Below are 14,594 nucleotides of genomic sequence, written 5' to 3'. Positions count from 1 at the left end.
ATCGTAGCTACCATATGTGCAGTCCATTTGGGCATATTTAATTTCAATACGGTATTGTACAAGATTCCATATAAGGGGTCCTGCCGACGAAACGCGTAAATTATACGCTAAGCATAAGTTTACCAATAAAATAAAAAAACAAAGTCTGTAAATTTATGTAAAATAATGATATAATTTAATTGAATATAAAGAAAAAGGAAACCTGTTTTTATCAGTGTTACCTTTTTCTAATTACACCACGGGGCCACCAACTAAATGTCATGAAAAACACGATAAGACAATATCTCTCAAATATAAAGCCGATTAGATCCGTAAAAAAGTTTAGCTTTTTCGCCTAAGTAAAGTCGTTCCATGTAAAATCAACACTCAAGATACCGATAGGATATGAGCTAGCCATATAGTTTCTTCTAGAAGCTAAAGCTAATTTCGGATTACGAAAACAAGTGTCATGACTGTCAAGAAAACATACATCAAGTTTTTCAGAGCTTACATCAATAGCTACGAATAATCTCAAAGAAAGGAGCTCCTTTCTTTGAATAGTATTTGGAATGAGCTTGGATACTGTGGGATCTCCCTAGAGTCCAAAACATAGCCACAACCTCGCGTATGAGTATTCAATGATTGCCTTCACCTAAGCTGCCCTCCCACCACTAGAGAGGTAAGTGAAGGAAACCGATACAGCTTGTGCGTATGCAGTGCATTTTGGTCTGGGTCACAGTCTTTTAACGTGTTCGAACTACAGGAGGAGTAAGCATATTCCCGATGGATTCATCGCTGTACTTCCATTATCTGTGGGATCCCCTGATATCCAAGACTAAATTTTACCCATACATCATTTTTTTGATGTAGCTCTTGAAGATAAAAACTATTTAATTTTCAAGGAACAGTTATTAACTTAAAACTTATTATACGAGGAGGGTGTATCATGAAAAAAATATGCTTTGTATTAATTGTCGACGCTGGTATAAATTATGGTTCAATATTTTCTCTACCATTTTTAAGGAATCAGGATGATTTGAAGGAATATTTTTCTAAGTATTATGATGTTTCGATTAATTATATTAGGGATAAAAACTCAGTTGACTATTTGGTAGTTCCCAAACCGTGTCCACCTTTTGATAATGAAAATAATCTTCCAATAATTGAAGTACCAGCAATCTTATTTATGGAAAAGGAATTTGAAAAAATAAAGACTTATATAGACAATTATTTTTCTAATAACTCATAAAGAAAATAAAAGTACAGTAAAAAGAAGTCCGATAAAAAACGAGTGGTGAAGATTCAATGAATAAGGCACAAGCAACATTAGTAAATTACCAGCACCAACTAGAATTAGCTTCTTATTGGGGAGATGGTACCACTTCGTCTTCAGATGGGATGTGCATGCAAATTTGGGTTTCATCTTTACATGCAGACGAAAATCCACATCACGGAACAGGTAAAGTTTCACTTTATCGCTTTGTGAGTGATCAATTCTCTAGCTTTTATACAAAAGTGATTAATACGAATGCTAGGGATGCCGTTCATGTCATTGATGGTTTACTACATCACGAAACAGATTTACATATTGAAGAGCATTATACTGATACAGCATAGATCAAGTATTCGGTTTTACTCATTTGCTAGGGTATCGCTTTGCCCCAAGATTAAGAGATATTTTGGACTCGAAACTCTACACATTTGAAAAGCCTGAACAATATCCTGATATGGAGAAATTGTTACGCGGAAGGATTCATAAAAAAATCATTCAAGAGAATTACGATGATGTGTTAAGGTTAGCACATTCCGTTCGGGAAGGAACAGCGTCTGCGTCTCTTATTATGGGGAAGATTGGTTCGTATTCTAGGCAGAATAGTCTTGCAAAAGCGATAAGAGAAATGGGACGAGTTGAAAAAACTTTATTTATTTTAGACTATATTTCTAGTGAAACGTTACGCCGGCGCATTCAAAAGGGATTAAATAAAGGAGAAGCAATGAATGCCTTAGCAAGAGCTATTTTCTTTGGAAAACATGGTGAACTTCGAGAGCGTGCACTGCAAGACCAATTACAGCGTGCCAGTGCAGTAAATTTTATTATAAATGCAATTAGCATTTGGAATACCGTATATTTATCCCGAGCGATTGAGCATATGATGGAAGTAGGAAAACATCAGGAGTCTTTACTTGCCCATATTCCACCTTTAGGTTGGGAGCATATAAATTTTTCTTAGGTCAATATAAATTCGATATTAACAGTTCCCATTCTATTCGATCATTACGCCCCTTTAGAACATACATGAAGCCCTTGATTTTCTGCTTAGCGTAGACAAATCAAGGGTTTTTCTTTCAAAATCTTTTTTACGCGTTATACCCGAATAATTTTAAATCTTCTCCTGAGTCTGAAATTATCTCTTCGAACTGCAATCCTACTTTTTCTAAAAGCTTTCCTGAATGGATGTTATTTATAGTAGTAATTGCTACAATTCGTTTCAGACCTAGGTTCTGTACACCGTATTCTATTACAGCAGAAGCTGACTCGTAGCCATATCCTTTTGAACGGAATTCTTCTAAAAAGGCAAAGCCAATATCAACATCTTCTAATGAATCTCTTTTAATAAGACCGCACATACCAATTGAAGTGAGATCTTTTTTTCGTTCTACTAAGTAAAGGCCAAAGCCCATTTTATTATACATATCGATGGGCCCGTTTAAGATGTATTTTTTTGCATCTTCTAAGTTTTTAATCCTTTTATCACCGATATACTGAATCCATGCAGGATCGTTTACTAATTTAAGAATAAATGGAGCGTCTTTTATATGAAACCAGCGAAGAACGAGTCGTTCCGTTTCAAGAACTATCAAGCTACTGCACCACCTTTAACATTTATAATCATTAGTATGGATTGTGTAATACAAAATCGCAACATATTTTAATAGAGTCCTGATTGTTCACATAAAGTTCGTTTGTTTTGTATAAAGGGATATTTTATAATTAGAATTGATTGTAAAGAGTGAGATGCTTATACAATGACTCCTAGGTGACTAGGAGTTTTTACTATATAACTATCATTATTACTAAATATGACACACTACACATTCTACTCAAGGAGGTACATAATGAAAAAATTATATAATGCATCGTTTACGTATTTGATTATCGGTTTATTATCAGGAATTTTCGCTAGGGAGTATGGAAAGTATAAAGGGATTGTAGGATCTACTTTGTTAAACCTTTTACATACACATACACTTGTACTCGGCTTTTTCTTCTTTTTAATTACTTTAGGATTAGCAAAAGTATTCGCGTTTCATGAAGCGAAAAGTTTTAATAAGTGGTTTGTTGTACATAATATCGCATTAATTTTAATGTTAGGTTCGCTAGCAGCAAGAGGGCTTCTTCAGTTAAATGGAGCGGACTTTAAAGGATTAACTTATATTGTTGGTTTTTCTCATTCGTTGATGGCAGTTACTTTAATTTGGTTTATGTTGTTAATAAAGAAGTCGTTTAAAATATAGTTTTATCCCGCATTAACGGGCAGTAAGACCCCCATCTCATATTTCAACGAAAGCAAAGAAGTTAGGTAGGGGTCGGACTGCTCGTAAAAGCCCGATTGGTTCAACTAATAATCAGTGGGGGATGAAACCCCTACTGATTAAAGTTTCACTTTATAGAAAAGAACTTGCCATAATTGTTATCTAGGGTAAAATATTTATAAGCAAACTACTAAAAAGGTATTACATTTTAATGATGTAGTGCCTTTTTTATTGTAGTTACATTTAAATATCTACGGTATTATATGTAATATAATAATCAAAATGTAGGTAAATGAAAAATAAAAAAATACATCCATTATCTCAAAAAAGATTTATTTAATGGATGTATTTTTACATACAGGGGTCACGCCACATTGCCATCAACCTAAGTTTTGAGATACCCCCATACCGAAATTTTCACCTTTTTACAGTTATTTATGAGAATTTAGCTCATTTTTTCGTTTTGGGGAACAATCAATTTCTTAAGTTGATGGGTATGTGATAATGCTTCCATTTGAACAAATTTTCCTTTTCCATACCGATCACACATCTTTTGTAGAGTAATAGTGTCAGCATATCCCGGTTTAAGAGGTTACTTACAAAATATTTAGAATTTTTTTCGCGAGAATCCTCCGAAATGTAATATGGACTTTAAATACTTTCATTTATAATTCTCTATTTGTCTATACTTTTCATATCGCTGTTGTATAAGCTCTTCCGAGGATAATAGTATCAATTTTTTTAGAGATGATTCGATTACAGATTCAATCATTTTTGCCTGTGATTTTATATCATTTTGTGCACCACCTTTAATTTCGGGAATGATTTCATCAATAATTCCTAAATGTTTTAAATCTTTTGCTGAAATTTTCATATGTTCAGCAGCTTCTGGAGCATACTTAGCGTCCTTCCATAGGATAGATGCTGCTCCTTCTGGCGAAATTACCGAGTACCATGAATACTCTAACATATGGATATGGTTACCGACACTAATGCCAAGAGCCCCACCACTTGATGCCTCTCCAATTACAATACAAACAATTGGCACTTTAAGTGTAGTCATTTCAAATAGATTTCGAGCTATCGCTTCAGAAATTCCACGTTCTTCAGACCCTATCCCTGGATAGGCGCCTATTGTATCAATAAATGTAATAATAGGGCGATTAAATTTATCAGCTTGTTTCATAAGTCTTAGCGCTTTTCTATAACCTTCTGGATGTGCCATTCCAAAATTTCTTTCTATACTTTCCTTTGTATTTCTACCTCTTTGATGACCAATAACCGTAACGGGCATTCCTTTAAATTTTGCAATACCACCTATCATTGCTTTATCATCACCATATAATCGATCACCATGAAGTTCGAGAAAGTTTGTAAACAATAAAGGTATATAGTCCAATGTCGTGGGTCGGTTACGTAGCCTTGCAATTTGAACTCGTTGAAAAGGTGTAATATTAGAATAAATTTTATCTTGCATTTTATTTAAACGTTTTTCTAATTCATGAATTTCTGACGATAAATCTACATTATTTTCTTTCATAATTTTCTTTAATTCATCAAATTTCTCTTTTAATTCAATAATAGGACGTTCAAAATGCAAACTCATTTTATCCTCCAAATGTTATGATTTACCTCATTCTAATCAAAAGACTTAGAAATAGAATCAATAAATAATTCAAAACCATCCACAACTATTTTTTGTTCTGACTCTGATAAATTATTGAGAATACTTTGATAAAATGTAATGGATTGCTCTCTTAAGCAATTAACAGTTATGTGACCTTTTTCTGTGAGGTGCAGAAAAAGTTCTCTTCTATTTTTTTCATTTACTTCACGATAAATAAGCCCCTTTTTTACTAACTTATCTACCAATCTACTTACAGTTGAAGTCTCTAATCTAAGTTTATTGGATAGTTGCCAAACTGTTAATTTTTCCACCTCTAGTTCTTCTAACGCCATCATTTGAGAAGTTGGTAAAGGCTTTTCAAATGGTCCATTGGGCAAATTTTGAGATTCAAAAACCCCAGTTATTATAATCATTTTCTTAATATCTGTTCTTAGTTTTAAGGCATCTTCTCTTTTCAAAAAGGTCCCCCTCCTACAACTAATGTATCATACATCAATTGTATTATACATGAATATGTTTTTTTCACAAGCTTAACGTAAGCCAATATTACAACATGGACGAGATATTTCTTCTTGTTAAAATGGTATAAGTGAATTGTTTTCTACAAATGGCAGAACATCAATTATGTATTAGGGGCCTTTATGGGGTGCCGCTCATCGCAATCAAGCTAAGAAAATAAAACTACCAAAAAAACGAAAATTTTGTGATAACTTGTAACAAAAAACTCATAATTTTTTGGGGAAGTTCTAAATTCTTAAGGTGATGGGCATGGGGTACACCAACATAACGCGGATTCTGTACGTTAAGACAAATATTGTAATATTAAAGATGATATAATTAGAGAAAAAATATGGGGGGTTCCTTAGTGGAGATAAGAAAATATAATTCTGATGACATCAAACAATTTACAGATTTAATGCCAGATTTAGGTTATCCCAGTTCATTAGATGAAATGAAAGTAAGAATGCAACGTATCGAATCCAATCCAAATTACTACACCTTTGTTGCAATAAATGATAATAACTTAGTAGGGATGATAGGAATAACAATTCATACAACGTACACAAACAATGATGAAAAGATTCAAATAACATCGCTAGTTACAAAGAAAGAATATCGTGGTCAAGGTATTGCGAAAGCATTGATTAAATATGTGGAAGAATGGTCTTTGAAAAGGGGTTCTAATTTTATTTATCTTCTAAGTGGAAAAAGTGAACAGAGGATAAAGGCACACGAACTATATAAATTCCTTGGTTACGAGATAACAGGTTATAGGTTTGTAAAGCGTATGAAAAAATAGATATTATTTAACAGTTGAGTGCAATTGTTAAATAATTAAATCCCAATTTCTTATGTATATCACTGAGAGATTGGGATTTTTTATATTGGATATCCTTAGCGTACGAAATTCGCGTTTTATTTGTGCTACCCCATACAAACAAAAAGTTTGATTATATATAATCAAACTCAAAAACTCTAAATATAAGGTCTGGTTTTATTATACTATTTAATCTATATTCAATTAATTGCAAGTTCTTTTTGTTTATTGGATAGTAGGAAACGAATTTCATTTATGTAAAACTTGAATTATTTAATTTTTCGGATTATTATGTATAAAACACTTAACATATTTTGTAATTCAAATTTATAGAGAGTAGGAGAGTGTACGATGGAAATAACAGTAGAGCGTTTAGTAAATGAATTAAAGGATGTGCTTCCCGAAGATCGAGTAGTTGTAAATACGACAGTAAGAGAGTTACATAGTAAAGATGAATCTTATCATACTAGTAGTTTACCTGATGTAGTAGTTTTTCCGAAAACGACTGAAGAGGTTAGTAGATTAATGAAAGTAGCGAGTGAGCATAAAAAACCTGTCGTTCCTTTTGGGGTAGGTTCTAGTTTAGAGGGACATGTTATTCCGTATGAAAAAGGAATTACAATGGACTTTTCGCTTATGAATAAAATACTCGAAATAAGAGAGAAAGATTTTCTAGTAAAAGTACAGCCGGGAGTGACTCGCTCTCAGCTTAATAAAGAATTAAAGAAATACGGTTTGTTTTTTAGCGTAGATCCAGGGGCAGATGCAACGTTAGGTGGAATGGCCGCTACAAATGCGAGTGGAACGACAGCCGTGAAATATGGCGTTATGCGTGATCAAGTTCGTGATTTAGAAGTCGTTCTTGCTGATGGGGAAGTAATACATACTGGGAATTTAGCTGCGAAGTCGTCATCAGGTTACCATTTAAATGGTGTTTTCGTAGGATCAGAAGGTACGCTTGGATGTTTTACGGAATTAACACTAAAAATATACGGTATACCAGAACATGTTATGGCCGCGAGAGCATCGTTTCCAACTATAAATGATGCAGTAGAAGCTGTTATTAACATATTACAAGCGGGTATTCCGATTGCGAGAATTGAACTCGTTGATGAACTATCTATGAAACAAGTCAATCATTATAGTGAAACAAGTTACAGAGAAGAGCCTACGCTGTTTTTAGAGTTTCATGGTAATGAAGCAGGGCTAAAGCAAGATATTGAGTTTACGAAAGAAATTGTTTTTGATCATAAATGTAAAGAAGTTGCTTTTGAAACGGAAACGGCAGCGAGAAATAAATTATGGGATGCGCGGCATAATCTAGCATACGCTTACGTCCATAGCTATCCTGGTAAAAAGCTTATGAGTACAGACGTATGTGTACCAATTTCAGAATTGGCTGGGGCAATTCAACATGCGAGAGAGACATTAGATAAGGTTGGTCTTGTTGGTGGTATTCTTGGTCATGTAGGAGATGGGAATTTCCATGTGCTTTTAATGGTTGATCCTAACGATAAAGAAGAAGTGGAAAAGGCAGACGAAATAAATGAAAGTGTCGTTTTATATGCTCTTAAACGAGGGGGAACGTGTACGGGAGAACATGGCGTTGGAATCGGAAAGCGGAAGTATCAAGAAGAAGAACATGGGGCGGCATTACTCGTAATGGAGAAAATAAAGAAAGCTCTTGACCCGCAAAATATTTTGAATCCGAATAAAGTTGTTCAGTTAAAGGATAGGGGCTGATTGGGTGAAAGTACTAGAAGCGATAAGTAATATAGCTGGAAAGTATTTTGCATTTTGGGTTATTTGTATTGCAGCTATTGCGTATTTTATTCCTGCTCCATTTCTAGGGTTAACTAGTTACATAACGATTTTACTTGGGGTTGTTATGTTTGGGATGGGATTAACGTTAAAGGCTGTTGATTTTAAAATCATTGCTACAAAACCATTGCCAGTTATTATCGGTGTATGTGCTCAGTTTATTATTATGCCACTTGTCGCATACGTACTAGCCTACGTTATGAATCTGCCAGCCGAATTAGCAGCTGGATTAGTGTTACTCGGTTCAGTACCGGGTGGCACTGCATCAAATGTTATGGTTTATTTAGCAAAAGGGAACTTAGCGTTGTCTATTGCAATGACATCATTATCAACGTTACTAGCACCAATTGCTACACCTCTTATTTTACTATTGCTTGCAGGACAATGGATGCCGGTTAATCCTATGTCTATGTTTCTTTCTATCGTACAAGTCATTATCATACCGATTATTTTAGGATTAGTAGTGAAGAAGTTTTTCCCTAAAACTGTTACGAAAGGAATGACCGTTATCCCTTTCATATCAGTTTTAGCAATTATCATTATTGTTTCAGCGGTAGTTTCAGCAAATGTAAGTAGTATTACTTCTTCAGGCCTTCTTATCTTTATTGCCGTTATGCTCCATAATGCTTTCGGTTTTTTACTCGGATATATAACAGCATTCATACTTAGACTAGACGAAGGGACAAGAAGAGCTATTTCAATAGAAGTAGGAATGCAAAATTCAGGTTTAGGTGTTGCGCTAGCAACAGCACATTTTGGACCAGCAGCTGCGCTTCCAAGTGTATTAGCAGCAGTATGGCATAACATTGCAGGACCGATTTTAGCAACCATCTGGTCAAAAAATGCAAAGGATACTTTCAGTGATGAAACTTTATCGGTAAATATAGAAAAATAGGAATGATAAAGAATGCAAAAACGCATTGTACATTTTGAAGGGCTAGTTGTTTTCATAGCTGCGATTTATGCGTATTCAGTATATGAATTTAGTTGGATAATATTTTTTTTGTTCCTTTTAGCTCCGGATTTATCAATGTTAGCGTATGGTATAAATAATCATGTAGGTGCTAAGATTTATAATATATGTCACACATATATTATATCGATAGTAATAGCTATCATAGGAGTCTATTTTAAGGTAGCTACGGTTATAATGATTGGTTTAATATGGACAGCACATATTGGAATGGATCGAATGTTTGGATATGGATTGAAATATGAGACAGATTTTAAGGATACTCATATTCAGAGGTTATAGTTGCTTTTGAGGAGAGGGATACATTGAAACAAAGAATTACTATCGAAGAATATAACATCAAATGGGAAAGTGAATTTAATAAGCTACAAACTCTCATTAACGGTGTAATGGAAGACAGCATTTTATCCATTGAACATGTTGGGAGTACATCTATTAAAGGACTTGCAGCAAAACCAGTATTAGATATTGATATTGTAATAGAAGATTATGGGTTTTTTCCTAAAGTAGTAACTAAGCTTGAAGCGATAGGATACTATCATCAGGCAAAATGGAGCTACAAAGGGAGAGAGGCGTTCGGCAGAAAGGACGCTTTCGTTCCGTGGAGTGAAGAAAGTACAGTTTGGATGGAACATCATCTATATGTTTGTGATAAAAATAGTGAAGAGTTAAGAAAACATATAGCGTTTCGGGATTACCTTCGTGAACATGACGATGTTGCTGTTGAATATGGACGTCTAAAGGAAGAGTTAGCAAGAGAGTCAAAAAGTAGAACGGGCTATAGTGAAGGTAAGACGGAATTTATTACAAATATATTAGAAGAAATAAACTAAGGCGGCATGGAATACATGCTGCCTATTCTTTTGAAATAGAACGCTGCCATTATAAAACAAATATAAACTGGCCCTGTTGAATGCTACGAGATTTAAATATAATGAGAAATAAAAGATCGGAAAAGAGGGAGCTTATGTACATACCAAAATATTTTGCAATACAAGATGAAGAGGTGAAGTATGAAATAATGGAACAAAATAGCTTTGCGACATTATTTTCTCAACATAACGGGGAACCATATGCAACACATTTGCCATTGTTGTTAAATAGGGAAACACTCACGTTACATGGTCATTTCGCACGGCCGAATGAACAGTGGAAAGATATTGGGACTCAGCAAGTACTAGCTATATTTCAAGGACCACATAGTTACATCTCTCCGTCATGGTATGAAACAAACAATGCAGTACCAACATGGAATTACGTTGCAGTGCATGTATATGGTGAATTAGAAATTGTTGAAGATGAACAGGAATTAATAAATTCTCTTCAAGATTTAGTACATACATATGAAGATCCACAGAGTGCCTACTCACTTGATGATGTAGATCCAAATTATATGGTGGGATTAAGTAAGGGGATAGTTGGTTTTAAAATTAAGATTAGTAAAATAGAAGGAAAAGCGAAGTTAAGTCAAAATCATTCTGTGGAAAGAAGAGCATTAGTTGTGGAGAAACTTGAGAAAGTTGGTAGTGAGGGGAGTAAGGGGATTGCGGAATTGATGAAAGAAACAAAATGAGTTTGGGAAAATAAAGGTGATTTACCGATTTTGTAGAAATATATTTTACTTGCAAGAAAAATGCCTCCGTAGCTCTAGAAGGGAAGAGCGCCGGAAAACATGTCGCACCGGGTCGCAAGGCGAAGGTTTCAGAAGCACCGAAAAGCAAATAAGCTGAGACAGGTGGAATTCCTGTCGGTGAAATTCCGTAGGGAAGCGTGTTCCCCTTAGCCTATGCTTACGAAAGGAGTGCGGGTTCGAATCCCGTCGGAGGTATATGGAAAAACTTGTATGAATAAAGAGTTTATTTATGTTATTCTCATTTAATGGTAAAATTAAAGTTAGGATGTTTTGTAGGAGGAAACAAAATGGAAGTGTTTTTAGTAGCTGCTTTTTCAGCTATTATCATAATGATGACAGTTTTTGTTATAATAAAAGCTTCTTTTACTGGGTACAAGAGGAATGATATATCATTTCGGAAATTTATCCTTTTATCTAGTGCTTCAATAATGATAGGCTGTATAGTGTCATTGGTACTACCATTTGGATATGAAAAAATATTCGAATACATTAACTAAATAAGCGCTTTAAAAAACGAAAGACCTTCTAAATTGAAGGTCTTTCGTTTTTTAAAGTGTCTTTTCAGTTGTTGTTGGGTTATAGTCTTTACTTGCGTCAACGGATTGAACAAGGTCAGGTCTTTGTGGTGCAGGGAGATCGGCGTGACTTGCTTGATATGTAAAAGAACTATTTATGCCAATAGAAATAATACCGATAACAGACAGTCCTAGAACGACAGAACAAATTTTTTTAATCATTTTAGAGCTCCTTTCTCAAACGTTTTTTCTTTTGCTTGTAACGCTTTATGAAAATACTCACTCGCTTTCACATGATTATTTTCATCATAAAATTTAGTTGCTAATTTCTCTGAATATTCTTGAGTGTAGTTATATAAAGATTCTTTGTCGAAATACGTAATTCCTTCAAGAATAATATTTTCTAAATCTTCAGTTGTCTCATTATTGTTAAGGGAATGTAAAATTTTAAAATGAAGTATATATTCAACATTGCTTAGTTCTGTACAAACTTCCAATCCTTTTTTAATAAGTTCTTCAGCAATGTTTATTTCACCAAGTTTATAATGCTCTCTGGCTTGTAAAAAGAGTGCTTTAAAGTGTGTAGGCACTTTGGTTGTTACCTCTGATAAATGTCGAATCGCTAGAGAAGACAGGTTTTGACTTGCATAGAGCCAACCTAGATTATTGCGAACGCTTAAAACTAAATCCTTTTCGTTTAGTTTTTGTAAAATTGAAAGAGCAGAATTGAATTTTTCCTCTGCTTGTTCATATTGCTTTAAAAATACACATGAGGAACCTATTATATTGTCGCAAAGTGCTAACTTGATCTCAAACCCATTTTCAGTCATGAAAATATTTCTGGCTTTTGTTGCTTGCTGAATTGCATCAATCGGTTTATAAAAATGTTGATTAAAGATAGCGAATCGGTAATTATATTCTGCTTCCTCTAGTTTATCTGAAACATTAACTAATAGCTTTTCAGCATGTTCATAATGTTCACCTGCTAAATTATAATTTGTTGTTAAAGTAGCATGAATTGCTTTAAATAAATGATAGTAGTAAGAAAGTTGGTGATTAGGTGAAATCGCGTAAGAATCTATTTTATTGAAACTGTCTTTTGTAATACTTAAACCATCAGTTAAAACTTTGAAACGAAAATCTAGTAGAGAATAGTATAATGCTAAGTTTTCATCTTCTGTAATGTTTAGTTGCTTTTCTTCAATTTCATGCTTTAAGTTTGTCGCCTGGGACACATCTTGTTTTAGCATAGCTAAATACCAGTCATTAAATAATTTTGTAACTTGTTCATTACCTTGTAGTTGAACGTTCATGAAATCCCCTCACTTTTTGAATATTCTTATAAAATATAGTATCAAAAATAACAATATTTAGAAATACGATTTTTATTTCTCAATATTTGTTTAATAAGCTTTTCAGTAAGCCGATTGGAATAGTATTAATTTTGGTTTGGAGTAAAGAAAGGAAATCGGGGAGGGGTATTTTAAAGTTCTAGTTGAGAGGTGAGGATATAAAAAGGTGTGTTCACACAATTTGTATGAATACACCTTTTTACATATTAAACAATCAAGTCCCACAAAAAGTTCGATAAGGACGATTCGTAGGCGCAGGTGGAACGCAGTATTCTTCTTGCTCTGTAGCATACGCATAAGGATTTGCTAGAGCTTCAAGAAGTTTTTCCATTACGCTATAGTCGCCATTTGTGACAGCTGCTTCTAATGCTTCTTCTACACGGTGGTTCCTAGGGATGATTGATGGGTTATTATTTTTCATCATTTCGTAGGCATTTTCTTTCAATTCTTCTTGTCTTTCTAATCGAGATTGCCACAGTTTGTACCATTCTTTAAATTCAGAACTATCGAATAGAGGGGTATTTTCTAACGTATTAAGAGTTAATGAACGGAATGTATTTGTGTAATCCGCTTTATATTTCTCCATCATTTTTAAAAGTTGCTCAATAAGTGAATGATCTTGTTCTTCGTTGCGAAATAGTCCTAATTTCTTTTTCATTCCAATGAACCACTGTTTTTCATACTGTACACTAAATTTTGAAATTTCATCTTGAGCAATTTTTAATGCTTTTTCTTCATCTTTGTGCAGAATTGGTATTAAAGATTCAGCTAGTCGCGCGAGATCCCATGCGGCCATATATGGCTGATTTCCATATGCGTAGCGACCTTGTGTATCAATAGAGCTAAATATGGTTCCTTGGTCGTAATTGTCCATAAATGCACAAGGGCCGTAATCAATCGTTTCACCGCTAATCGTTATATTGTCAGTATTCATTACGCCGTGAATAAATCCAACAAGTTGCCATTTAGCGATGAGGCTGGCTTGTTTCTTTATGACTTCTTGTAGCAATGCAGTATATTGGTTTTCATGATCTTCAATTTCTGGGTAATGTCTTTTTATTGTATAGTCAGCTAGCGATTGAAGATCTTCGATTGAGCCGCGAGCTGCAGCATATTGAAATGTGCCGACGCGTATATGGCTGCTTGCAACTCTAGTTAAAATAGCTCCAGGTAACTTTGTTTCACGATAGGTTGGCTCACCTGTTGTGACAACTGCTAAACTGCGGGTAGTTGGGATATCAAGTGCATACATTGCTTCGCTAATAATATATTCACGTAGCATCGGACCGAGTGCAGCACGACCATCACCACGGCGTGAATAAGGAGTAGGGCCAGAACCTTTCAGCTGAATGTCAAAACGTTTACCTGAAGGAGTAATTTGTTCACCAATTAAAAGAGCACGACCGTCGCCTAACATATTAAAATGTCCAAATTGATGACCAGCATACGCTTGAGCTAATGGATGAGCTCCTTCTGGTAGTGCATTACCGGCGAAAATCGCAATTTCGGTTTCTTTCTTCAGTTCTTCCGGATTAAAGCCAAGAGATATCGCAAGTGAATGGTTTAGCTTAACTAACTCCGGTGAACTTACGGGAGTAGGGGGGATTTCTGTATAAAATGAATGTGGTAAAGTAGCATAACTATTGTCTAAATTCCAACCTGCTTCATTATTTTTAGTCATTGTATCTCCTCCTTGTTTATTTTTTTATTATGTATGTGTACGTATGTATTCTTTGTAAAATTAGCTAAAAGTATAATATGATATTTCCCCTTGCAATCTATTGTAAGGACTTCACTGCACTATGTCTATTTAACAGCAAATATAAAAACTCCATTTTAAAA

The 14,594-nt window shown here is 34.4% G+C and carries 15 protein-coding genes and 1 pseudogene; 10 read left to right on the top strand and 6 right to left on the bottom strand.

Going from position 1 to position 14,594, the window contains the following annotated elements:
• The first annotated feature begins 925 nt into the window (after window positions 1-925).
• Both MKY00_RS17180 and MKY00_RS17175 read left to right on the top strand, forming a co-directional pair.
• Window positions 926-1,228, top strand: coding sequence for a hypothetical protein (locus MKY00_RS17180; protein WP_016718179.1), 303 nt, complete (start codon window positions 926-928; stop codon window positions 1,226-1,228).
• Between the two features lie 47 nt (window positions 1,229-1,275).
• Window positions 1,276-2,305 (top strand): annotated as a pseudogene (locus MKY00_RS17175) (transposase); the annotation flags it as partial.
• 32 nt (window positions 2,306-2,337) lie between these two features.
• Here the strand turns inward: MKY00_RS17175 and MKY00_RS17170 are convergent.
• The gene (locus MKY00_RS17170; protein WP_016718178.1) at window positions 2,338-2,841 is read right to left on the bottom strand and encodes a GNAT family N-acetyltransferase; all 504 of its coding nucleotides are present in this window, start codon (window positions 2,839-2,841) and stop codon (window positions 2,338-2,340) included.
• A gap of 255 nt (window positions 2,842-3,096) precedes the next feature.
• Between MKY00_RS17170 and MKY00_RS17165 the strand changes: the two genes are divergently transcribed.
• Window positions 3,097-3,495 carry a DUF2871 family protein gene (locus MKY00_RS17165; RefSeq protein ID WP_016718177.1) on the top strand — a complete coding sequence of 133 codons (399 nt, stop codon included), beginning with the start codon at window positions 3,097-3,099 and terminating at the stop codon, window positions 3,493-3,495.
• Between the two features lie 679 nt (window positions 3,496-4,174).
• On the opposite strand, the gene MKY00_RS17160 is transcribed toward MKY00_RS17165, so the two are convergent.
• Window positions 4,175-5,119 (bottom strand): acetyl-CoA carboxylase carboxyltransferase subunit alpha, encoded by a 945-nt coding sequence (locus MKY00_RS17160; RefSeq protein ID WP_000052085.1) that lies wholly within the window; start codon window positions 5,117-5,119, stop codon window positions 4,175-4,177.
• A gap of 32 nt (window positions 5,120-5,151) precedes the next feature.
• Window positions 5,152-5,598: a MarR family winged helix-turn-helix transcriptional regulator gene (locus tag MKY00_RS17155; protein WP_016122572.1), complete on the bottom strand. Its 447-nt coding sequence runs from the start codon at window positions 5,596-5,598 to the stop codon at window positions 5,152-5,154.
• Between the two features lie 392 nt (window positions 5,599-5,990).
• Between MKY00_RS17155 and MKY00_RS17150 the strand changes: the two genes are divergently transcribed.
• From MKY00_RS17150 to MKY00_RS17120, 7 genes are all read left to right on the top strand, one after another.
• Window positions 5,991-6,440: a GNAT family N-acetyltransferase gene (locus MKY00_RS17150; protein ID WP_029141170.1), complete on the top strand. Its 450-nt coding sequence runs from the start codon at window positions 5,991-5,993 to the stop codon at window positions 6,438-6,440.
• Window positions 6,441-6,809: 369 nt separating this feature from the next.
• Window positions 6,810-8,201 (top strand): FAD-binding oxidoreductase, encoded by a 1,392-nt coding sequence (locus MKY00_RS17145; protein WP_016718176.1) that lies wholly within the window; start codon window positions 6,810-6,812, stop codon window positions 8,199-8,201.
• Window positions 8,202-8,205: 4 nt separating this feature from the next.
• Window positions 8,206-9,174, top strand: a complete 969-nt coding sequence (locus MKY00_RS17140) for a bile acid:sodium symporter family protein (RefSeq protein WP_000865822.1) — start codon at window positions 8,206-8,208, stop codon at window positions 9,172-9,174.
• A 12-nt stretch (window positions 9,175-9,186) separates the two neighbouring features.
• Window positions 9,187-9,534, top strand: a complete 348-nt coding sequence (locus MKY00_RS17135) for a DUF4260 domain-containing protein (RefSeq protein ID WP_016718175.1) — start codon at window positions 9,187-9,189, stop codon at window positions 9,532-9,534.
• A 23-nt stretch (window positions 9,535-9,557) separates the two neighbouring features.
• Window positions 9,558-10,085 carry a GrpB family protein gene (locus MKY00_RS17130; RefSeq protein ID WP_016718174.1) on the top strand — a complete coding sequence of 176 codons (528 nt, stop codon included), beginning with the start codon at window positions 9,558-9,560 and terminating at the stop codon, window positions 10,083-10,085.
• A 134-nt stretch (window positions 10,086-10,219) separates the two neighbouring features.
• On the top strand, window positions 10,220-10,825 hold the full coding sequence (locus tag MKY00_RS17125; RefSeq protein WP_016718173.1) for an FMN-binding negative transcriptional regulator: 606 nt from the start codon (window positions 10,220-10,222) through the stop codon (window positions 10,823-10,825).
• A 347-nt stretch (window positions 10,826-11,172) separates the two neighbouring features.
• The gene (locus MKY00_RS17120; protein WP_061183451.1) at window positions 11,173-11,382 is read left to right on the top strand and encodes a hypothetical protein; all 210 of its coding nucleotides are present in this window, start codon (window positions 11,173-11,175) and stop codon (window positions 11,380-11,382) included.
• 51 nt (window positions 11,383-11,433) lie between these two features.
• Here MKY00_RS17120 and MKY00_RS17115 read toward each other — a convergent pair whose 3' ends face one another.
• From MKY00_RS17115 to MKY00_RS17105, 3 genes are all read right to left on the bottom strand, one after another.
• A complete protein-coding gene (locus tag MKY00_RS17115) occupies window positions 11,434-11,622 on the bottom strand; it encodes a Phr family secreted Rap phosphatase inhibitor (protein WP_061183452.1) in 189 nt (62 codons plus the stop codon).
• Window positions 11,619-12,713, bottom strand: a complete 1,095-nt coding sequence (locus tag MKY00_RS17110) for a Rap family tetratricopeptide repeat protein (RefSeq protein ID WP_016718170.1) — start codon at window positions 12,711-12,713, stop codon at window positions 11,619-11,621. Before MKY00_RS17110 ends, MKY00_RS17115 begins: the two co-directional genes overlap by 4 nt.
• 253 nt (window positions 12,714-12,966) lie before the next feature.
• Complete coding sequence (locus tag MKY00_RS17105; protein WP_016718169.1) at window positions 12,967-14,433, bottom strand: protein adenylyltransferase SelO; 1,467 nt, start codon at window positions 14,431-14,433, stop codon at window positions 12,967-12,969.
• Window positions 14,434-14,594 lie beyond the last annotated feature (161 nt).

The sequence above is a fragment of the Bacillus sp. FSL R9-9834 genome (assembly GCF_038006905.1).
GTDB lineage: Bacteria > Bacillota > Bacilli > Bacillales > Bacillaceae_G > Bacillus_A > Bacillus_A pacificus.
This window is presented reverse-complemented; position numbering and strand designations above follow the sequence as displayed.